Here is a 20,613-nt window from a genome sequence, read left to right on the forward strand (position 1 = left end):
GCCAACGCTTTCTCTGGCTCCCTATCGGGCAATATTTATCACTGGTTTTTCCCCTTAAAACGGGAGGGGGATCGAGCCGTTTTCGCACATTGTTGGCGGCTTTTCGCACCGGCTGCGTGCAGGTGGGGTTGCCGACCCCTGGCCAAGGTGTGGGGAGGGGCAGGTGCATGGCAGAGGAGAAAAGCAGGCTACCAGCTCCATGGGGGGTGAAGGTGGAACTGCCGGATTAAAGAGGGCATCTCGTCGAACCGGCGAGTGGTGTACGCCACTAAGAAAGCTTGTGGCCGGCTTGGTGGCGCACGCGGCCGGAGAGACAGGTCATCCGTGGCCAGGGATGGTGAAGCATGGATGTGGGCCGGTTAATTAATCAAGGGAAGGTGCGAACAAGTCCCTGATATGAGATCATGTTTGTCATCTGGAGCCATGGAACAGGGTTCATCATGAGTCATCAACTTACCTTCGCCGACAGTGAATTCAGCAGTAAGCGCCGTCAGACCAGAAAAGAGATTTTCTTGTCCCGCATGGAGCAGATTCTGCCATGGCAAAACATGGTGGAAGTCATCGAGCCGTTTTACCCCAAGGCTGGTAGTGGCCGGCGACCTTATCCGCTGGAAACCATGCTACGCATTCACTGCATGCAGCATTGGTACAACCTGAGCGATGGCGCGATGGAAGATGCTCTGTACGAAATCGCCTCCATCCGTCTGTTTGCCCGGTTATCCCTGGATAGCGCCTTGCCGGACCGCACCACCATCATGAATTTCCGCCACCTGCTGGAGCAGCATCAACTGGCCCGCCAATTGTTCAAGACCATCAATCGCTGGCTGGCCGAAGCAGGCGTCATGATGACTCAAGGCACCTTGGTCGATGCCACCATCATTGAGGCTCCCAGCTCGACCAAGAACAAAGAGCAGCAACGCGATCCGGAGATGCATCAGACCAAGAAAGGCAATCAGTGGCACTTTGGCATGAAGGCCCACATTGGTGTCGATGCCAAGAGTGGCCTGACCCACAGCCTAGTCACCACCGCGGCCAACGAGCATGACCTCAATCAGCTGGGTAATCTGCTGCATGGAGAGGAGCAATTTGTCTCAGCCGATGCCGGCTACCAAGGGGCGCCACAGCGCGAGGAGCTGGCCGAGGTGGATGTGGACTGGCTGATCGCCGAGCGCCCCGGCAAGGTAAGAACCTTGAAACAGCATCCACGCAAGAACAAAACGACCATCAACATCGAATACATGAAAGCCAGCATCCGGGCCAAGGTGGAGCACCCGTTTCGCATCATCAAGCGGCAGTTCGGCTTCGTGAAAGCCAGATACAAGGGGTTGCTGAAAAACGATAACCAACTGGCGATGTTATTCACCCTGGTCAACCTGTTTCGGGTGGACCAGATGATACGTCAGTGGGAGAGATCTCACTAAAAACTGGGGATAACGCCTTAAATGGCGAAGAAACGGTCTAAATAGGCTGATTCAAGGCATTTACGGGAGAAAAAATCGGCTCAAACATGAAGAAATGACTGAGTCAGCCGAGAAGAATTTCCCCGCTTATTCGCACCTTCCCTAGTAACGGCCTCAACGGAGCTGGTTGTCGCGTGAGTCATACTAATCGGCTAGTGAAAAAACAGAAGGGGGAGCCGTTGAAAACCGGCGCAACGTCATAAATCGGGACCTCAAGAGGGCATTCATTGTTTGGTTTTGTTAAACGATAACTGGTTATCGAATAGAAAAACCAAACAATGTGGGCCTGGTTTCTGGCCGTGCTGGCTTGTCTGGAGGCTGGTGGGGAGTGAGTTGGGGCAATCTGGGAGGGTTTCCCGGTTTCCCCGGAATTGGTTTGGCAATCATGGTGTGATCTGGGTTGTGGGAAGAGGGGAAAGGGAGGTTGCCGCTCAATGCTGCGCCCCGACCGGGGTGATGTTGGGCCGTCAGGCACTGTGGCGGGATCGGCCATTGGCGCTCGGGGCCGGCTCGGGTATAGTCCTGCGCCAACAAGATAGGTTCGGATGGAGGAGTCGGCGCCGCTTCAGGCAAGCGGGTCGAATCACTCCTTCGGCGCGGCTTTAAAGGATATCCCCATGAAATTCAGTCCCCTGCTCGATGAGATGATGAAGGCGCTGCAGGTCTTGCCGGGCGTGGGCCCCAAGTCCGCCCAGCGCATGGCGTTCACCCTGCTGGAGCGCGAGCGCAGCGGTGGTCTGCGTCTGGCCTCCCTGCTCAACCGGGCGCTCACCGAAATAGGTCATTGCAGCCACTGCCGCACCTTTACCGAGAACGATCGCTGCGAGATCTGCGCCAATCCCAAGCGTGAGGAGAACGGCCTGCTCTGCGTGGTGGAGAGCCCGGCGGACGTGGCGGCCATCGAGCAGACCGGCCAGTTCTCCGGCCGTTACTTCGTGCTGATGGGCCACCTGTCGCCCCTTGACGGCATCGGCCCCGAGGAGCTGGGGCTCGATATCCTGGAGCGCCGCCTCAAGGAGGAGCAGATCAAGGAGCTGATCCTCGCCACCAACCCCACCATCGAGGGGGATGCCACCGCCTGGTACATCGCCGACATGGCACGCACCGCCGGGGTGGAGGTGAGCCGCATCGCCCACGGCGTGCCGGTGGGCGGGGAGCTGGAGCTGGTGGATGGCACCACGCTCTCCCACTCCCTGATGGGGCGCCAGCGCCTGAGCTAAAGACACCACGGACCCCACCCCGGCCCTCCCCTTGGCAGGGGAGGGAGCAATGGATCTTGCCCCACTCCTCCCCTTGGCAGGGGAGGGAGCAATGGATCTTGCCCCACTCCTCCCTTTGGCAGGGAAGAAAGCAACGAACCCAACCCGGCCCTCCCCTTGATAGGGGAGGGAGCAATGGATCTTGCTCCACTCCTCCCTTTGGCAGGGGAGAAAGCAACGAACCCCACCTCAGTCCTCCCCTTGGCAGGGGAGAGCAAGGCTGACCCCGCCATTGGCTCCACGCTCGATCCCAATCTGACCCTCCTCGCCAGACAGGGGATGGCAGTGCACCTCCCCCTTGTGAAGGGGGAGGCCGGGAGGGGGTTGCCTGTGTGGGCCAAGCGAGGGGCTTGTGTGCAAATTTGCTCTCAAGTTTGCACGCAAGCCCCTTGATATTTGAAAGGCCAACCCCATCTAGCTTGGGAATCTGTTCAACCCGACGTTTTGAGGACTGGTCGATGACCCAAAGTGTTCACGCCGAAACCCACGGCTTTCAGACTGAAGTCAAACAACTGCTGAGCCTGATGGCTCACAGCCTCTACTCCAACAAAGAAGTATTCCTGCGCGAGCTGATTTCCAACGCCTCCGATGCGGCGGACAAGCTGCGCTTCAAGGCGCTTTCCGATGCCTCTTTGTTCGAAAACGACGGCCAGTTGCGCGTGCGCCTGGTGGTGGACAAAGAGAACAAGACCCTGACCATTTCGGACAACGGCATCGGCATGACCCGTGACCAGGTGATCGAGCACCTGGGCACCATCGCCAAGTCCGGCACCGCCGAGTTCTTCAAGCACCTCTCCGGTGACCAGGGCAAGGATTCCCAGCTGATCGGCCAGTTCGGGGTGGGCTTCTACTCCGCCTTCATCGTGGCCGACAAGGTGACCGTGGTCTCCCGCGCCGCCGGCACCGCGCCGGAGCAGGGCGTGCAGTGGGAATCACAAGGGGAAGGCTCCTTCACCGTGGCTGACGTGACCAAAGCTGGTCGCGGCACCGACGTCATCCTGCACCTGCGCAGCGATGAAGAGGAGTTCCTGGACGACTGGCGTCTGCGTTCCGTGGTCAGCAAATATTCCGACCACATCAGCGTGCCGGTGGAAATGTACAAAGAGGGCACGCCGGATCGCGAAGAGGATGGTGAAACCATCGTCGGCACCCCGGGGGAGTGGGAGCAGGTCAACCGCGCCACTGCACTGTGGACCCGTAACCCGAAAGATATCAAGGACGAGGAGTATCAGGAGTTCTACAAGCACGTCGCCCACGACTTCGAAGACCCGCTCCTGTGGGGTCACAACCGGGTGGAAGGGGCCCAGGAGTACACCAGCCTGCTCTACATCCCGGCCCGCGCGCCGTTCGATCTCTACAACCGCGAGCAGAAGCACGGCCTGAAACTCTATGTGCAGCGCGTCTTCATCATGGACGACGCCGAGCAGTTCATGCCGACCTACCTGCGCTTCGTGAAAGGGGTGCTGGATTCCAACGATCTGCCGCTCAACGTCAGCCGTGAAATCCTGCAGGACAACAAGGTGACCGCCTCCCTGCGCAAGGCCTGCTCCAAGCGCGTGCTCACCATGCTCAACAAGCTGGCGAAAGAGGATGGCGAGAAGTACGCCAAGTTCTGGAGCGAGTTCGGCAATGTGCTCAAAGAGGGCCCGGCCGAGGATTACGCCAACCGGGAAGAGATCGCGAAGCTCTTGCGCTTTGCCAGCACCGCCGGCGAGGGCGAAGCCCAGACCGTGTCGCTCGAGGATTACGTTGGCCGCATGAAGGAAGGTCAGCAGAAGATTTACTACATCACCGCCGACTCTTATGCCGCTGCCAAGAACAGCCCGCACCTCGAGATCTTCCGCAAGAAGGGCGTCGAAGTGCTGCTGATGTGGGAGCGGGTGGACGAGTGGCTGATGAGCCACCTGACCGAGTTCGACGGCAAGCAGCTGGTCTCCGTCACCCGTGGCGAACTGGATCTCGGGGATCTGGAAGACGACGCCTCCAAGCAGGCGCAGGAAGAGGCCGAAAAAGCCAACGCCGGTCTGGTGGAGCGGGTCAAGAAGAGCCTCGGGGAGGCGGTGAAAGAGGTGCGCGTCACCCACCGTCTGACCGACTCGCCGTCCTGCATCGTCACCGACGCCCACGGCATGAGCACCCAGATGATCAAGCTGATGCGCGCCGCCGGTCAACCGGTGCCGGAGCAGAAGTACATCCTGGAGCTCAACCCGGACCATGCCCTGGTGAAGAAGCTCGGCACCATCGAGGATGAGAGCCTGTTTGGCGAGTGGGTCTCCCTCCTGCACGAGCAGGCCCAGCTGGCGGAGCAGGGCGGCCTCAATGATCCGGCGAGCTTCGTCTCCCGTATCAACCGTCTGCTACTCCAGGCGTGATGTGATTGTGATTGGCCCACTGCATGACAGTGGGCTTTTTTTTGGCCGTTCCCCTCTGGTGCGCTGCTGCATTTTCAATCATTTTTCGTGGTCGTCGTCTGCGTCTTTGGTCGCAGAGACGGGGCGGGAGTGTGGTGATAATCTGGCCACTCACACGGGGCGAGCTTGTTAATACGGGCGAAAACGTGTAGTTTTTTGCCTTCTCAAGAATTGAATAACCAATCAACTAGGAGCGTGTATGCGCATTGTTCTGTTGGGAGCTCCGGGCGCCGGCAAGGGTACCCAAGCTCAGTTCATCATGGAAAAACACGGTATTCCGCAGATCTCCACCGGCGACATGCTGCGTGCGGCGATCAAGGCGGGTACCGAGCTGGGCCTCAAGGCCAAAGCCGTGATGGACGCAGGTCAGCTCGTCTCCGACGACATCATCATCGGCCTGGTCAAAGAACGCATCGCGCAACCGGATTGCGCCAACGGCTTCCTGCTGGACGGCTTCCCCCGCACCATTCCCCAGGCGCAAGCCATGAAGGATGCCGGTGTGACCGTGGACTTCGTGCTGGAGTTCGACGTGCCGGACGAAGAGATCGTCAAGCGCATGAGCGGCCGCCGCGTGCACTCCGGCTCCGGCCGTACCTACCACGTGGTGTTCAACCCGCCGAAAGTGGAAGGCAAGGATGACGTGACCGGCGAGGATCTGGTGATCCGTGCCGACGACGAAGAGACCACAGTGCGCAAGCGTCTGGATGTCTACCATCAGCAGACCGCGCCGCTCATCGGTTTCTACGGCAAGGAAGCGGAAGCGGGCAACACCCGTTACGTCAAGATCGACGGCACCCAGCCGGTGGATCTGGTCAGCCAGCAACTGGCCGCCATTCTCGGTTAAGCCATTCAGGGCCGGCAGGACGCAGCCGTTCGCCGGCTGGCGACGAGAGTGAGAAAAGGGTCCATACCGGGCCCTTTCTTGCATTCCATTCCCACGACACAGAACGACAGGATGCTAACGTGACCACGAAAACCGGGATCTTGCTGGTCAATCTGGGTACCCCGGCCGCGCCGACCACGGCGGCGGTCAAGGCGTTTCTCAGCCAGTTTCTGCACGATCAGCGGGTCGTCGACCTGCCGCGCTACCTCTGGTGCCCCCTGCTTCACTTCATCATCCTGCCGACCCGCTCCCCCAAGGTGGCAAAGCTCTATCAGCAGGTGTGGACCGAGCAGGGCTCCCCTCTGATGGTCATCAGCCAGCAGCAGCGCGCGGCCCTGGAGCACGAGCTCAAGCGGGAAGGGGTCGAGGTGCCGGTGGCGCTCGCCATGACCTATGGCGCCCCGTCGCTGGCCGATGGCTGGCAGGCCCTCAAGGCCCAGGGGGTCAACCGGGTGATCCTGCTGCCGCTCTATCCCCAGTATTCGGTCAGTACCACCGCCTCGGTGTTCGACGCCTGGGCCAGGGCGATGAAAACCGAGCGCAATCTGCCGGTGGTGCGGCTCATCCGCGATTACCATGCCCACCCGGAGTACATCCAGGCGCTGGCCATGAGCGTGCGTCGCCACTGGGAGCAGCACGGCCAGGGGGAGCATCTGCTGATGTCCTTCCACGGCATTCCCGAGCGCTACGAGCGGGAAGGGGATCCTTATGGTCATCAGTGCAGACGCACCGCCGCCCTGCTGGCGGAGGCGCTGGGGCTGGCCCCGGAGCAGTGGACCGCGAGCTTCCAGTCCCGCTTTGGCAAGGAGGAGTGGCTCAAGCCCTACACGGACCTGACCGTGGGCGAATTGCCCTCTCGCGGCGTCAAGCGGCTCGATGTCATCTGCCCGGCCTTCTCGGCGGATTGCCTCGAGACCCTGGAGGAGATCCAGGTGCAGAACCGGGAGATCTTCATGGCCGCCGGTGGCGAGCAGTTTGAATACATCCCGGCCCTCAACAGCGATCAGGCCCATATCCGCATGATGGTTTCCCTCATCTGTCGCGAGCTGGCATGATGGCCGTTCTCATCCGGTGCCCGACGTGGCGGACGTTCGGATTCAACGATAAAGGAGTGTCCTGATGATGCATATCACGCTGATTTACGCCGGCCTGCTCGGGCTCTTGTTCCTGCTGCTCTCCTTCTGGGTGGTCAAGCGCCGCGCCCAGTTCAGGGTGATGATAGGGGAGGGGGAAGCCCCCGAGATGCTGGCCGCGATCCGCGCCCACGGCAACTTTGCCGAGTACGTGCCCCTCACTCTGCTGCTGATGGCCCTGTGCGAACTGGCGGGGGTCGGGTCGCTCTGGCTGCACCTGGGCGGTGTGCTGCTGCTGGTGGGTCGCATCCTGCATGCCATCGGCATCCAGATCCCCAGGGCTCCCAACATGCCGCGCCTCTTCGGCACCCTCTTCTTCTGGCTGTCGCTGGGGATGTTCTCGGTGCTGGCCCTGGTGCAGGGGCTCTCGGCAAGCTGAATGTCATCCCGCAACACCACCCCGCCACGGGGTGGTTTTTTGTGGCAGCCAAGTCAAACGTTTTCCTCGCAAGCCCTTGTCTATACTGACCTCAAAATTCAATCGTGCGACTTTTCGGCGTGGTGGATTGTGTTAAAATCCCGCCCCTCTTTTCCCCAGAGCACAGAAGATTGCCATGAAATTTCCCGGTCAGCGCAAGTCCAAACACTACTTCCCGGTCGACAGACGTGATCCCCTGATCCCGCAGAACTCCCAGCTCACCGAACTGGGCAAGGCCTATGTAGTGGGCATCGATCAGACTCTGGTGGATATCGAAGCCCATGTGGACGAAGACTTCCTGAACCGGTACGGCCTGAGCAAGGGCCACTCCATGCTCATCTCCGACGAGGTGGCGGAGCTGGTCTACGACGAGCTCAAGGCCAACAACATGGTGGTGAGCGAATTTGCCGGTGGCACCATCGGCAACACCATGCACAACTACTCCGTGCTGGCGGACTCTCACTCCATCCTGCTTGGCGTCATGAGCCAGGACATCCGCATCGGCAGCTATGCCTACCGCTATCTGTGCAACACCTCCTCCCGGGTCAACCTCGACTACCTGCAGCCGGTGGACGGCCCGGTCGGACGCTGCTTCACCTTCATCACCGAAGGGGGAGAGCGCAGCTTTGGCATCAACGCCGGCAAGATGGATCACCTGGATGTGGACCACATCCCCGAGACCATCATCAAGGAGGCCTCGGCCCTGGTGATCACCGCCTACCTGGTGCGCGGCGCCGACGGCACCCCCATGAAGGAGGCCGCCATGGCCGCGGTGCGCTATGCCCGCGAGGCCGGGGTGCCCGTGGTGCTGACCCTGGGCACCCGCTTCGTCATCGACGAGAATCCCCAGTGGTGGCGCGATTTCATCAGCGAGAACGTGACCGTGCTCGCCATGAACGAGGACGAGGCGGAGGCCCTGACCGGGATAAAGGATCCCCTCGGCGCGGCCGACAAGGCGCTGGACTGGGCGGACATGGTGCTCTGCACCGCCGGCCCCATCGGCCTCTACATGGCGAGCTACACCGACGAGGACTACAAGCGCGAGACCACCCACACCCTGCTGCCCGGCGTCATCCCCGAGTTCAACATGTACGAGTTCAGCCGCCCCATGGCCCGGGACAAGTGCCGCAAGCCTGCGCGTATCTACTCCCACATCTCCCCCTACATGGGCGGCCCGGAGAAGATCAAGAACACCAACGGGGCAGGGGACGGGGCGCTGTCCGCCGTGCTGCACGACATGGTGGCGAACGCCTACCACCGCATGAACGTGCCGAACTCCGCCAAGCATCTCTCGGAATTCCTGACCTACTCCTCTCTGGCCCAGGTGTGCAAGTACGCCAACCGGGTGAGCTACGAGGTGCTGGCCCAGAGCAGCCCGCGCCTCTCCCGCGGGTTGCCGGAGAAGGAAGACAGCCTGGAAGAGGTGTACTGGGAGCGGTGATACCTCTTCCTGTCGACCACGAGAAAGGGTGCCACTGGGCACCCTTTCTTGTTTTTGGGGCTGGATCATGTTTTTGGCATCGCTTTTGCTGACATCGTGGACAGCCCGCGTCGCGGCGGCATACCTTGTGTTAAGGATATGTAGCTGCTGCGGGGCGAGGGTATGTTGAGACAATGGAGTATCGGTCGGCGTCTGTCGCTGGTGACCCTGATGGTGCTGGCGCTGCTGGGACTGCTGCTGTTCTTCTGCCTGCAGATCTATCAGCAGGGGCTGATGGGTGAGAAGAGCCGCCAGACCCAGGCCCAGGTGGAGACCGCCTACAGCCTGGTGGCAGGGCTGGAAGCCAGGGTACGCAAGGGGGAGCTGGACGAGGCGAGCGCCAAGGCCGAGGCGCTGGCGCTGATCAAGGGGTTGCGTTACGGCAACGATGACTACTTCTGGATCAACGACAGCCACCCCACCATGGTGATGCACCCCATGAAACCCGAGCTGGACGGCAAGGATCTCTCCGGGGTGGAGGACAAGCAGGGGCTCAGGCTGTTCGTCGCCTTCGCCGATCTGGCCCGGGCCCAGGGCGCGGGGGAGGTGGCCTACTACTGGCCCAAGCCGGGGGTGGACGAACCGGTACGCAAGATCTCCTACATCAAGCGCTTCGCCCCCTGGGACTGGATCATCGGCACCGGCGTCTATGTGGACGACGTCGAGGCCCAGTACCGGGAGGTGCTGCACACCCTGCTGGGGATTGGGCTGGTGCTGGCCCTCCTGCTGTTTGCCGTGGTTGGCCTCATTGTGCGCAGCATCGTCGTGCCCCTCTCCCGCTCGGTCTCGGCCCTTGGCAACATCGCCAGGGGGGAGGGGGATCTGCGGGTACGTCTGCCGGAGTCGGGGCGTGACGAGCTGAGCCAGCTCAGCATCAACTTCAACCTCTTCGCCAGCCAGATGGCGCAGCTGGTGGCCCGCAGCCAGCATATAGCGGATCAGAACCGGGTGCATGCCCACCAGCTGGCCGAGGTGGTGGAGCGTACCGGCGCCATCGTCACCGGCCAGGAGCAGGATACCCTGCGGGTGGCCAGCGCCATGGAGCAGATGACGGTGAGTAGCCGCGAAGTGGGCCAGCACGCGGCCCAGGCCGCCGACGCGGCGGACTCGGCTCTCAATCTGGCCCAGCATGGCCGCGAGGTGGTGGTCCAGACCCGGGAGTCCATCAGCCAGTTGGCGGACGAGATGGTGGAGACGGTGCAGGCGGTGAGCCGCCTCGAGCAGGAGACTCAGCAGATTGGCTCCGTGCTCGACGTCATTCGCGGGGTGGCGGAGCAGACCAACCTGCTGGCCCTCAACGCCGCCATTGAAGCGGCACGGGCCGGGGAGCAGGGGCGCGGCTTTGCGGTGGTCGCCGACGAGGTGCGTACCCTGGCGACCCGCACCCACAGCTCCACCGACGAGATCCGGCAGATGATCCAGCGGCTGCAGGAGGGGGCCGGCAAGGTGGTCAGCGGCATCAGCCAGTTGCAGCAGCTCTCCCGCGCGACGGCGGACAGGGCCGGCGATGCGGATGTCGCCATCAATGCCATCGATGGATCCGTCCACACCATTACTGCCATGAATGGGCAGATTGCCACGGCGGCGGCGGAGCAGAGCCGGGCGGCGGAGGAGATCAACCAGCGGCTGGTGGCCATCACCCAGCTGGCGGCGGATGCCCTGGCCCAGAACCGGCTGACCGAGCAGGCATCCGGGCAACTGGCGCTGGCCTGCGACGAGCTGGGGGCCCTGGTGGCGAAATATCGCATCTGACGGCCTTTATCCCCGCTTTTTCGGGATAAGGCTTGAGTCTGGGGGGCTTTTGGGACACCATCTGCCCCATTCTCGGCCAGCCCTGGCCGACAGCCTGCCATTGCTTTGCAAGAGAGAGACCCCATGAGCAAACTAACTGACAATCTTGACGCCAATTTCCAGCTGTTCATCGAAGAAGTCCGCGAGTCGGGTCAGGTGTGGGGTCTGCGCTACGGTGAAGACTGGGTGGTGTGCCGCTCCGCCGAGTTCGAAGATGCGGACGTGATGCCGCTCTGGTCCGCCGAAGGAGATGCCCGCCTGCACTGCGTGGACGAGTGGGCGGATTACGAGCCGGAAGTGATCGAGCTCGAAGAGTTCCTGGACATCTGGATCAACGATCTGGACGAGGACGACGTGCTGGTCGGCCCGAACTGGAACGCCGATCTGGAAGGCCAGGAGCTCGAGCCCATCGAGCTGGCCAAGGCGCTGGTGGAACTGGACGCCTGAGTCTGCCGTCTTGCCGGATTGTGATGAACCGGCCCCCTTCGGGGGGCCGGTTTTTTTATGGTTCTTCGCGGGATCTTGGGGAAGTGGAAGTTGACAGACAGGGTGCTGGTAAACTGGCTGTCTCCAAACACACCACCACCATCACCCTGCTGTCGCCGTGCATCATATTGATATTGCCTCCTTCTGGCCAGGTTATACCGTCATCGCCCAAGCGCTTTCTGCCAACCATCACACCCTGTTTACCCTTGAGCCTCGCGCCGACCTGTTGCCCCGTTGTCGCCGATGCCTGCAACCCACGCCATTGATCCACGACCAACGTATCCGCCGGGTGCGTGAGCGAGACCTATTTGACCGACAAGTCTGGTTACAACTGCCTGTTCGCCGCGTCGACTGTCTGCGCTGTGGTCGCGTCAGTGAACATATCGACTGGCTCCCCTCTGGCTCCCGCCTCACCCGGCGCATGCAGTGCTGGATTGAAGCGCTCGTTCAGTACCTCCCCATCCGCCATGTCAGCCAGCTCACCGGGGTCGGTTGGCACACCATCAAGGAGATCGACAAGCGCCGTTTGCAGACCAGTGTGGGCACCATCGAACTTGGGGAGGTGCGGCGGCTGGTGATGGATGAGTTTGCCCTGCACAAGGGACACCGCTATGCCACCGTGATCATGGATGCCGAGCGAACCCGCGTCCTGTGGGTGGGGCACGGCAACAGCCGGGCCGCTATCCGTCCCTTCTTCGAGCAGCTCGGCGAGCGATGCCAGCAGATTGAAGCGGTGGCGATGGACATGAACACGGCGTTCGACCTGGAGGTGAAGCAACACTGCCCGCAGGCGGAGGTGGTCTACGACCTGTTCCACGTGGTGGCTCGCTATGGCCGAGAGGTGGTGGACCGGGTGCGAGTGGAGCAGGCGAATGCACTGAAAAGCGATAAACCGGCGCGAAAAGTGGTCAAAAGTGCGCGTTGGTTGCTGCTACGTAATCGGGCGAAGTTGAGTGAAAAACAGGATGTGAAGTTGCAGGAGCTGTTGGCGGCGAATCAACCGCTGGCGATGGTGTACGTGCTGAAAGAGGGGTTGAAGGGCATCTGGTATGCGCCGAGCGTGTGGGAAGGATGGCGACGATGGCGGAGCTGGATGCGGCAGGTGAAGGAAAGCGGGCTAGCGCCGCTGCAACGATTTGGTCGAAATTTATCGAAATATATGCGGGGGATCCTGGCGAGTGCAAACTACCCGATGCACACGAGTGTGCTGGAAGGGGTGAACAACAAGATCAAAGTGATAAAGCGTATGGCATATGGATTTAGGGACTCAGAATACTTTTTTCTGAAAATCAAGGCGGCCTTCCCCGGAAAGCCGCGATGAACCTTTTTTATGGCCGCCATGGGCCATGAAAAGGCGATTTGCCTTTGCACCCGTCCCGGGGATGGGTCATCATCAACCCTTTGCCGATCGGGAGGTGCCATGTTTGTCTTTGACGTGACCACGAAGGCGGGGGCGCAGGGGCGGATCCAGGTGCAGGCGCTGGACTGGAGCCAGAGCGGCCCGGTGAGCTTTCAGTGTGACAGCGACGAGCTGGCCCTGGTGCTGCTGAGCGGGTGTCGCTGTGATGCCGTGGGGTACTTCAATCTACTGGGGGGCTGCAAGCCGCTCTACGTGGAGCAGTGGCTCACCTATTTGCAGGAGCGTGGCCAGCTGGAGAAGGTCACGGCCCGCCAGGAGAGCCCGTCCCAACCCGATTACCTGACCCGGGCCGGGCTGGCGGACGACGAGCTCAATGCCCTGCTCGGCCAGATCTACAAGGTGGCCGGGTTCAACCGCCTGCAGATCAACCGCTACCTCAAGCATCGCCACAACCCGACCATGCTGGCGACCCGTTACGATCAGAAGGAGCTGGAGCGCTATCGCCAGCTCAACGACATCATTCTGACCCTGTTGAAGCTGAAACCGTCTCCGTGAAGATCCCCATCTGACCGATCTCCGGTCCCAGCTCCTGGGGCCGGGCGATGAGGTAGCCCTGCAAGCCGTCCACATACATGCTCTGCAGCATCTGCTTCTGGCCTATCTGTTCCACCCCTTCCGCGATCACCAGGCAGCCCATGCGATGGGAGACGTCGACGATCATCCGCACGAACTGCTGGTTGGTGAGATCCTGCTCCAGCTCGGTGATGAGACCGGGGTCCAGCTTGATGTAGTCGGGTTTGAGCTCGCGAAACAGGCTGAAGGAGCCGATCCCCTTGCCGAAGTTGCAGATGGCCGAGCGGCTGCCGTGGCGCCTGAGCAGCTCGAACAGCCGCCTGGACCCGGTCAGGTTGCGCTCCAGGTGCTCCTCGTCGAGCTCGAACACCAGGTTGGCCCCGATGTCGGGGTCTTTTTGCAACTGGTGATCCAGCCAGATGAGAAAGGCGCTGTTTTGCAGCAGGGAGCCCGGTAGATTGAGACCCCATCGGCTGTTGTGGCCTCCGAAGGCGCGGTATTGGCGGATGACGTGGCGGATCACCATCTGGGTCAGGCGCAGTACCATGTCCAGCCGCTGCGCCATGGCGAGCAGGGTATCGCTTGGCAGCACGGTGCCGTCGCTGCTGCAAAAGCGGGGATAGATCTCGTGATAGGCGAGCATGCCGCGATGCAGGGGCTGGATGGGCTGGCAGGTGAAGCTGATGCTCTCCTGTTCCAGCAGATCGGTCAGCACCTGGGTCCAGTGACGCTGACCCTGCACTTCGACCACCTCGTCGTTCTGCTGGATGGCCCAGCCATTGACTACCTCTGTCTGGGCGCGGGCCAGCGCGAGATCCGCCCGGGCCAGAATGGCCTCTATCTTCTGCTCGCTGCTCAAGCGGGTCATGCCCGAGTAGGCGGCGCTCTCGAGCTCGTGATCGTGCTGATAGCGATCGAAGGCGAGCTTCAGATCCCGTCCCAGCAGATGGGGCGGGATCTGGGCCAGGGGGGGCAGCAGGACGGCAAAATCGGCCCCCGAGATGCGATAGACCCGGTGGCCCGGGAAGCGGCTGACGGTGTGGCTGATGAGGGCGGCGATGTCCCGGATGTAGGCATCTCCGGACTGGAAGCCGCGCTGGGCATTGAGCTTGCCGAGCTCGGTGGCGCGGATCAGCACCAGGATGGCGGTCTGGGTGTTCTCCTGCTGCAGCAGCTCGGTCAGATCGCGCCGGAAGGCGTGGCGATTGCACAGCCCCGTCATCTCGTCACGGGTCGCCTGGTTGTGCAGCTCGGTGATCTGGCGGTGGGCATCGAGCTCGGCCTCATTGAAGGAGGCGAGCAGCTGGCGCAGAGTCGTTTGTGCCTGTAGGCTGTCGAGCATGGCGGGATCCCGCTGCTGCAGCGCCAGCAGCCAGCGTTGCTCCTGCCTCGCCTTTTCCCCACGGCGCACGCTGTGGGTGAGAAAGAGCAGCAGGGCGAATCCCGTCAGGGTGGTCATCAGGACCAGCAGCAGGGTGAGCGGTGAGGCGGGGGGGGCGAGCAGCACTCCCTGCAACAGCAGCATGGGAATGCAGACCAGTGCGCTGACCAGCAGCAGGTTTCCCTCATGTTTATTCAACATCGTTTCATCCTTGATGATGTTCATGATGTAGAAATTCTAACCAAGTCGCTGGCGCAAAACATGAGTACTCACGCAACTCCACGATAAAGCGCCGGCGGAATGCAACTAAATGTGAGTGAAAACACTTTCATGGTCTGTAAAAAAAGCGAAGATGGGTTGAAAACAGCCCCAACAGAGAAGAGGTAGATATGTCGCTAGAACCCGTAAACACAGCCAAAGCGCGGCAGCTATTGAATCAGAGTATGGCCTTGGTGCTCGCAGGGGGACGAGGCAGTCGCCTGAAGCAACTGACCGACAACCGTGCCAAACCCGCCGTCCATTTTGGCGGTAAATTCCGCATCATCGACTTCGTGCTCTCCAACTGCATCAACTCCGGCATCCGCCGGGTGGGTGTGATGACCCAGTACAAGTCTCACAGTCTGTTGCGCCACCTGCAGTCCGGGTGGTCCTTCCTGCGCTACCAGATGAACGAGTTCATCGACTTGCTGCCCGCCCAGCAGCGGGTGGACGAAGTGCACTGGTATCGCGGGACAGCAGACGCCATCTACCAGAACGTGGACATCATTCGCGACTACGGCCCCAAATACATAGTGGTGCTGGCGGGTGACCACATCTACAAGATGGACTACGCCGCCATGCTGCTCGATCACGTGCGCCTCGGCGCCAAGGTGACGGTGGCCTGTATCGAGGTACCGCGCTGCGAGGCATCGGCCTTCGGCGTGATGGACATCGACGAGCAACGCAAGATCCGCGCCTTCGTGGAGAAACCGGCCAATCCGCCCGCCATGCCGGGTAACGAGAACGTTTCCCTGGCCTCCATGGGTATCTATATCTTCGAGGCGGATTACCTCTACCAGCTGCTGGAGGAGGACATCCACAACCAGGAGTCCAAGCATGACTTCGGCATGGACGTGATCCCGCGCATCGTGGGCGAGGGCAAGGCCTTTGCCCACCCGTTCAACATGTCCTGTGTCGGGGCCAAGGAGGGGCAAAAACCCTACTGGCGCGACGTGGGGACCCTGGACTCGTTCTGGGAGGCGAACATGGATCTCGCGTCCGTGGTGCCCGAGCTCGACATCTACGATGAGAGCTGGCCCATCTGGACCAGCCAGAACATGTCGCCGCCCGCCAAGTTCGTGCAGGACAGAAACGGTCAGCACGGCATGACCATCAACTCCATGTTCGCGGGGGGCTCCATCGTCAGCGGCTCCTTCGTGTTGAACTCGGTGTTGTTCACCAATGTGCGGGTGCACTCTTTCTGCACCCTGGATCAGGCGGTGATCTTCCCCGGGGTCGAGATTGGGGCCGGTTGCCGCTTGCGCAGGGTGGTGGTGGACAAGGGCTGCAAGCTGCCAGATGGCCTGGTGGTGGGGGAGAATGCGGACGAAGATGCACGCCGCTTCTACCGCTCCGAGCAGGGCATAGTGCTGGTGACCAAGCCGATGCTGGCCAAGCTGGTGTGAGCTTGACGGCAGGATAAAAAAAGGGAGCCAAAGGCTCCCTTTTTCATGGGGTATTACAGGGTTCACTCGCCGATCACGGCCTTGCCAGCCATCACCATGGCGGTGCCGTGCTTGCCACCGGCGGCGGTCACCTGGGGCACGCCGTCTTCGTCGGTGTCATGGCCCGCGCCTTCCACCAGATTCTCGCCGGAGTCGCCAACCCATTCGGCCATCTGCATGCCGCCGTTCACGGTGCCGCGGAACCAGCTCACGTACTGCTTGGTCAGAGTGGCGAGTTCCAGTTCGGGCGCCTTCTCAGCCCCTTCGTTGCGCAGGTTCAGCATGGCAGAGCGCAGGGCGCCGGAGATGGCGGCCTGGGTCCAGGGGGTGTATTCACCCTGCTTGCCCGCCAGCCAGGTACCGGCCTTCTGGTTGAAGTAGGCCTTGTCGGTGGCGATGAACAGCTCGCGTGCCGCGGTGCGGTACTTGGCATCCGAGGTGGCCAGGAAGGCGGCGGTCAGGCCGCGGATGGCGGCGAACTGCGCGTCGATGGACTGACCGGCGTCAAGCTTGCCGCCCAGGGTCAGACCGTCATGGACCAGGCCGTTCTTGCCCTTTAGGTTGGCGAGGATGAAATCGGCCTGCTTGCGGACCAGTGCGATCGCCTGCTCACCCTGTGGGGTCTTGAGGTTCAGCTCGCCATTGTCACCGGCGGCGTAACCCACCGGCAGCGCATCCTGGGCGCGCTGGAAGATCTGTAGGGCGACTAGGGCGTAGGCGGCGTCGAAGGTGGTGACGTGCCCGGCCTGTTTGCCAGCCTGCCAGCTGTCGACCAGGGTGCCAGCCTTGGGCTCGAAGTGCAGGGCCAGCAGGTTCTTGAAGGTGAGGTTGGAGAGGTTCAGGGCCAGGGAGAAGGCATCGCTGCCCGCCACCGCCTTGCCCAGATCGTTGGTCTGGTTGGCAGCCGGAGCGGCGGCGAACGGGGCACCGTCAAACACGGCGTGGAAGGCCGGGTTCTGATTGGTGTTGGCCGTGCGCTGATCGCTGAAGGCGTAGAACTCGGAGAGGGGCCACAGCAGCATCCAGGCGTCGCGCAACTGGGCGGAGCCGTCCACGACCTCCAGCTTGCCGATGGCACCGGCGTCGTTCTTGCTGGTCTCGGTCACTTTCACCTGATGAGGGAAGTAGACAACCCCCTTGGCCGGATCGTACTGCGGGGTGATTTTGGCGCCCAGGGTCTTGCCGTCAAAGCCGAGCTGATCTTGCAGGATGGCGAGCTTGTCGATGGACTGCTCGGTCAGCATCATGCCGTTGAAGCCGTCGGCGGCAGAAACCCCCAGCTTGTGCTTGCCGTCCTGATCCATGGTGACGGACGCGGCTTCCACCTCTTCATCGGTCTCGGCTACGTGCATGCCCCCCAGGAAGTCCTGGGACCACATCACCTCCTTGAGCAGGATGCCGCCCACGGCGGCCGGGACCAGCAGGTTGTCACTGCCGCTCCAGCGCAGGGTGGCGTAGTCGCGGAAGTAGGCGGGGACCTGGGTCTTGACGCTCTTCTCGTTGCCCTTGGCGGTCTTGATGGTGATCTGGTCACCGTTGACTGGGGTGGCGTTGACGGCTTGCGCGAACTCCGGGTTGGCGGAGGCGTAGGGCAGGGAGAGGGGATACATGCCCTGAGGAATTTCATCGGCGGGGAAGCCGACGGCCTCGGCCATGGCCAGTACCCGTTTGCCCAGGTCGGCCAGGGTGCCGCCACGCGCCTGGTTTTGCGGCCCGTTTACCAGATGGGGGCCCATGCCGGACTGGTAGTTGAGGGCGTACATTGCCTCTTCGGAGTATTCATAGGATTCGATCCCGGCGGCGAAGTCGAACGGGGTCGGCTCGTCGGCGCGGTTGGCGTCCAGCACATCCAGATCCAGCCCCAGGGCCTCGGCCAGCGGCTCGCCGGAGAGCTCGAATTCGGTGTAGGCCAGCATGTTGGCGGCGGTGTTGAACGTCTTGTCCTCCACCTTGACGGCAGCCTGTGCGGCGCTGCTGAGGAGTGCGCAGGCGATCGCCTGCACCAGTACGGTTTTTCTCATGTCCTTCTCACCATATTGTTGATTTTATTATGACGCTTCTCATGAATCTAAATGAGAATGGTGTGCATTATGGGGCAAAGGGCGGGGCTTGAGAAGAAAAAAACCGCGCCCCGGTGGGGTGAAGAGGAGAGGCGCGGCGGCAGGTGTCACATCAGTTTGAAGGGGATGACCAGTCGGCCCGGCTCCACCTTGAGGGCTTCGACCTTCTCCTTGATCCGCGCCTCGTTCTGGCGGCTGCCATCGAGCCGGTAGACGGGGGTCTGGGAGAGGAACAGGGAGAGGGACTGGTTGAAGGTGGGCAAGAGCGGGGAGAGGGCGGTGCCCACGTCCGCCGGCTCGGTCTTGACGGAGAGCAATTCGAGATCGCGCAGATAGATGGCGCCCTGCTCGGCCACATAGTCCGGGCGTGCCCGCAGGGAGAGGCGGATCTTCATCTGCTGGCTGCCAAGGGGGCTCGCCACCTGCAGCTCGCCGGCGGCATCCAGCTCGACCTTGTCGGCCTGGCTGCGGCCGATGCGGCTTTGCATGTCATCGAGTCGGATCTTGCTCGACATGATGCCGGGGATCCCCAGCTGTTTCTCGAAGGCGACTCGCTCCTTGAGGTACTGGTTGATCTCCCCTTCGCTGACGCTGTACTGGGTCAGCGAGCAGGCCGCCAGCAGCAGGGCGAAGGGAAGCAGAAGCAGGTGTTTCAACATGGGAGGGTTCCATTTTCGGGGCTGTCACAAGAGGTGGCGCCATCTTAGAGGCAAAGCGGGTTGGCCGCCAGTGGGGCCGCCCTGACCGGTTTCTGTCGCATCCCCCATATGGGGATGGCAATCCGTTTTCATTCGAGTAGCTATTTCCCTTCACCGCCAGCAGGCCCGCCCTGGCGTCATCCCCGACATACCCACAGACAAGCTCCTGTTTTAACGATGCAAAATCCCATTGACCCCGCGATTTCAAAGCGAGTATTTTACCGCCGCACAAAGTCAAATTGATAATCATTATCATTTTGAATCTTCTTTGAGGGTATGACGTGAAGACTCGAGTAATGGAAAATGGCACACCTGCCGAGGCGAAGATGTCGCCTGATTTCTTGTTTACCTCGTGTCAGGGCACGATCAGTGCCACTGACCTGGGGCAACCCATCACCACCCCCGCCTGCGAGTGGCCCCTGCTGGCACAGCAGATAACCCTGGCCCTCGATGCCGCTAGGGCTGCCGGCCAGACCAACCCCCTGCTCATCGGTGCTTTTGCGTTTGATCCGGCGGAGGCTTCCTGCCTCTATGTGCCCGGCCGCTATGAGCGGGGCGAGAAACTGGCCCCGACAGAGCCGACACCGGCGACAGAAGTGGAGCAGACCGTCGAGGCCAACCGGGTCATCTCGGTGCAGAGCACCCCGCCGGCCAGCGAATTCCAGGCCTCGGTCAGTGCGGCGCTGGATGCGTTTGCACAAGGCCGGCTGTCCAAGGTGGTGTTGTCGCGCAAACTCACCCTTACCCTGCACCAGCCTGCCGACCCTAAGCAGGTGATGGCCCGTTTGATGGCCCAGAATCCCCACGCCTTCCACTTCTCCCTGCCGCTCGGCCAGGGTCGCCGCCTGCTGGGCGCCAGCCCCGAGCTGCTGCTGCGGGTCAGCGGGGGAGAGGTGTTCACCCACCCGCTGGCGGGCTCCGCCAGACGGGTGAGCGAGCCGGCGCAAGACGAGATGGTGGCCCGGGAGCTGCTGGCCTCTCGCAAGGATCAGCATGAGCACCGCCTGGTGATCGACGAGATCCGCCGGGTGTTGACGCCCCACTGCCGCGAGCTGGCGATCCCGTCCAGCCCCTCGCTGATGAGCACGGATACCCTCTGGCATCTGGGCACTCCCATCGCCGGCCGACTGCACGGTGGCGAGGCCTCGGTGCTCTCCTTGGCCTGCCAGCTTCATCCCACCCCGGCCCTGTGCGGCTATCCCACCGAGCTCGCCCGCCAGTTTATTCGCGAGCAGGAGCCCTTCCGGCGCGCCCTGTTCAGCGGCATCGTCGGCTGGTGCGACAGCCAGGGCAACGGCGAGTGGGCCGTGGTGATCCGCTGTGGCGTGCTCGATGGCCATCAGGTCGAGCTGTTTGCCGGCGCCGGCATCGTCGCGGGCTCGGATCCCGCCATGGAGTGGGCCGAGACCGGCACCAAGCTGGGGACCATGCTCAAGGCCCTGGGCCTGGATTTGGAGGTGGCGCAATGACGCAGCTTCAATATCTGGGTTGGCAGAGTGTGCAGCCGAATTTGAAAG

General features: G+C 61.8%; 16 protein-coding genes. 13 read left to right on the forward strand and 3 right to left on the reverse strand.

The window, feature by feature from the left end; all coding sequences use genetic code 11:
- Positions 1–440 precede the first annotated feature (440 nt).
- The 11 genes from C2U37_RS17555 (at position 441) to C2U37_RS17610 (ending at position 13,236) form a co-directional block, all read left to right on the forward strand.
- Positions 441–1,421 carry an IS5-like element IS5 family transposase gene (locus tag C2U37_RS17555; RefSeq protein ID WP_233735834.1) on the forward strand — a complete coding sequence of 327 codons (981 nt, stop codon included), beginning with the start codon at positions 441–443 and terminating at the stop codon, positions 1,419–1,421.
- Positions 1,422–2,077: 656 nt separating this feature from the next.
- On the forward strand, positions 2,078–2,680 hold the full coding sequence (gene recR / locus C2U37_RS17560; protein ID WP_039038914.1) for a recombination mediator RecR: 603 nt from the start codon (positions 2,078–2,080) through the stop codon (positions 2,678–2,680).
- Between the two features lie 497 nt (positions 2,681–3,177).
- Positions 3,178–5,091, forward strand: a complete 1,914-nt coding sequence (gene htpG, locus C2U37_RS17570) for a molecular chaperone HtpG (RefSeq protein ID WP_042017279.1) — start codon at positions 3,178–3,180, stop codon at positions 5,089–5,091.
- 238 nt (positions 5,092–5,329) lie between these two features.
- On the forward strand, positions 5,330–5,974 hold the full coding sequence (gene adk / locus C2U37_RS17575; protein ID WP_010674422.1) for an adenylate kinase: 645 nt from the start codon (positions 5,330–5,332) through the stop codon (positions 5,972–5,974).
- Between the two features lie 119 nt (positions 5,975–6,093).
- Positions 6,094–7,068 carry a ferrochelatase gene (hemH, locus tag C2U37_RS17580; protein WP_042017278.1) on the forward strand — a complete coding sequence of 325 codons (975 nt, stop codon included), beginning with the start codon at positions 6,094–6,096 and terminating at the stop codon, positions 7,066–7,068.
- A gap of 64 nt (positions 7,069–7,132) precedes the next feature.
- Positions 7,133–7,525: an MAPEG family protein gene (locus C2U37_RS17585; protein ID WP_042017277.1), complete on the forward strand. Its 393-nt coding sequence runs from the start codon at positions 7,133–7,135 to the stop codon at positions 7,523–7,525.
- Positions 7,526–7,700: 175 nt separating this feature from the next.
- Positions 7,701–9,005, forward strand: a complete 1,305-nt coding sequence (locus C2U37_RS17590) for an inosine/guanosine kinase (RefSeq protein WP_010674425.1) — start codon at positions 7,701–7,703, stop codon at positions 9,003–9,005.
- Positions 9,006–9,167: 162 nt separating this feature from the next.
- The gene (locus C2U37_RS17595; protein ID WP_042017275.1) at positions 9,168–10,796 is read left to right on the forward strand and encodes a methyl-accepting chemotaxis protein; all 1,629 of its coding nucleotides are present in this window, start codon (positions 9,168–9,170) and stop codon (positions 10,794–10,796) included.
- Between the two features lie 123 nt (positions 10,797–10,919).
- Complete coding sequence (locus tag C2U37_RS17600) at positions 10,920–11,282, forward strand: DUF2750 domain-containing protein (RefSeq protein WP_010674427.1); 363 nt, start codon at positions 10,920–10,922, stop codon at positions 11,280–11,282.
- A 157-nt stretch (positions 11,283–11,439) separates the two neighbouring features.
- The gene (locus C2U37_RS17605; RefSeq protein ID WP_076611394.1) at positions 11,440–12,642 is read left to right on the forward strand and encodes an ISL3-like element ISAeme19 family transposase; all 1,203 of its coding nucleotides are present in this window, start codon (positions 11,440–11,442) and stop codon (positions 12,640–12,642) included.
- 99 nt (positions 12,643–12,741) lie between these two features.
- Complete coding sequence (locus tag C2U37_RS17610) at positions 12,742–13,236, forward strand: hypothetical protein (RefSeq protein WP_010674428.1); 495 nt, start codon at positions 12,742–12,744, stop codon at positions 13,234–13,236.
- Here the strand turns inward: C2U37_RS17610 and C2U37_RS17615 are convergent.
- Positions 13,199–14,836, reverse strand: coding sequence for an EAL domain-containing protein (locus C2U37_RS17615; RefSeq protein ID WP_104452784.1), 1,638 nt, complete (start codon positions 14,834–14,836; stop codon positions 13,199–13,201). The genes C2U37_RS17610 and C2U37_RS17615 overlap by 38 nt on opposite strands.
- A 188-nt stretch (positions 14,837–15,024) precedes the next feature.
- Here C2U37_RS17615 and glgC point away from each other — a divergent pair, with 188 nt between their 5' ends.
- Positions 15,025–16,299, forward strand: a complete 1,275-nt coding sequence (gene glgC, locus C2U37_RS17620; RefSeq protein WP_104452785.1) for a glucose-1-phosphate adenylyltransferase — start codon at positions 15,025–15,027, stop codon at positions 16,297–16,299.
- 62 nt (positions 16,300–16,361) lie between these two features.
- On the opposite strand, the gene C2U37_RS17625 is transcribed toward glgC, so the two are convergent.
- Complete coding sequence (locus C2U37_RS17625) at positions 16,362–18,359, reverse strand: hypothetical protein (protein WP_104452786.1); 1,998 nt, start codon at positions 18,357–18,359, stop codon at positions 16,362–16,364.
- Positions 18,360–18,505: 146 nt separating this feature from the next.
- Complete coding sequence (locus C2U37_RS17630; protein ID WP_039038906.1) at positions 18,506–19,057, reverse strand: lipoprotein; 552 nt, start codon at positions 19,055–19,057, stop codon at positions 18,506–18,508.
- A 335-nt stretch (positions 19,058–19,392) separates the two neighbouring features.
- Between C2U37_RS17630 and C2U37_RS17635 the strand changes: the two genes are divergently transcribed.
- A complete protein-coding gene (locus tag C2U37_RS17635) occupies positions 19,393–20,565 on the forward strand; it encodes an isochorismate synthase (protein ID WP_174722090.1) in 1,173 nt (390 codons plus the stop codon).
- Positions 20,566–20,613 lie beyond the last annotated feature (48 nt).

The sequence above is a fragment of the Aeromonas sp. ASNIH1 genome (genome assembly GCF_002934285.1).
GTDB lineage: Bacteria > Pseudomonadota > Gammaproteobacteria > Enterobacterales > Aeromonadaceae > Aeromonas > Aeromonas caviae.

What these genes read in the sequence shown, in the direction of transcription:
- C2U37_RS17615 (WP_104452784.1), bottom strand. Translation starts at nt 14,836, where the DNA reads ATGTTGAATAAACATGAGGGAAACCTGCTGCTGGTCAGCGCACTGGTC.
- adk (WP_010674422.1), top strand. Translation starts at nt 5,330, where the DNA reads ATGCGCATTGTTCTGTTGGGAGCTCCGGGCGCCGGCAAGGGTACCCAA.
- C2U37_RS17630 (WP_039038906.1), bottom strand. Translation starts at nt 19,057, where the DNA reads ATGTTGAAACACCTGCTTCTGCTTCCCTTCGCCCTGCTGCTGGCGGCC.
- C2U37_RS17585 (WP_042017277.1), top strand. Translation starts at nt 7,133, where the DNA reads ATGATGCATATCACGCTGATTTACGCCGGCCTGCTCGGGCTCTTGTTC.
- C2U37_RS17600 (WP_010674427.1), top strand. Translation starts at nt 10,920, where the DNA reads ATGAGCAAACTAACTGACAATCTTGACGCCAATTTCCAGCTGTTCATC.
- C2U37_RS17595 (WP_042017275.1), top strand. Translation starts at nt 9,168, where the DNA reads ATGTTGAGACAATGGAGTATCGGTCGGCGTCTGTCGCTGGTGACCCTG.
- recR (WP_039038914.1), top strand. Translation starts at nt 2,078, where the DNA reads ATGAAATTCAGTCCCCTGCTCGATGAGATGATGAAGGCGCTGCAGGTC.
- C2U37_RS17610 (WP_010674428.1), top strand. Translation starts at nt 12,742, where the DNA reads ATGTTTGTCTTTGACGTGACCACGAAGGCGGGGGCGCAGGGGCGGATC.
- C2U37_RS17635 (WP_174722090.1), top strand. Translation starts at nt 19,393, where the DNA reads ATGGAAAATGGCACACCTGCCGAGGCGAAGATGTCGCCTGATTTCTTG.
- C2U37_RS17555 (WP_233735834.1), top strand. Translation starts at nt 441, where the DNA reads ATGAGTCATCAACTTACCTTCGCCGACAGTGAATTCAGCAGTAAGCGC.
- htpG (WP_042017279.1), top strand. Translation starts at nt 3,178, where the DNA reads ATGACCCAAAGTGTTCACGCCGAAACCCACGGCTTTCAGACTGAAGTC.
- C2U37_RS17590 (WP_010674425.1), top strand. Translation starts at nt 7,701, where the DNA reads ATGAAATTTCCCGGTCAGCGCAAGTCCAAACACTACTTCCCGGTCGAC.
- C2U37_RS17625 (WP_104452786.1), bottom strand. Translation starts at nt 18,359, where the DNA reads ATGAGAAAAACCGTACTGGTGCAGGCGATCGCCTGCGCACTCCTCAGC.
- glgC (WP_104452785.1), top strand. Translation starts at nt 15,025, where the DNA reads ATGTCGCTAGAACCCGTAAACACAGCCAAAGCGCGGCAGCTATTGAAT.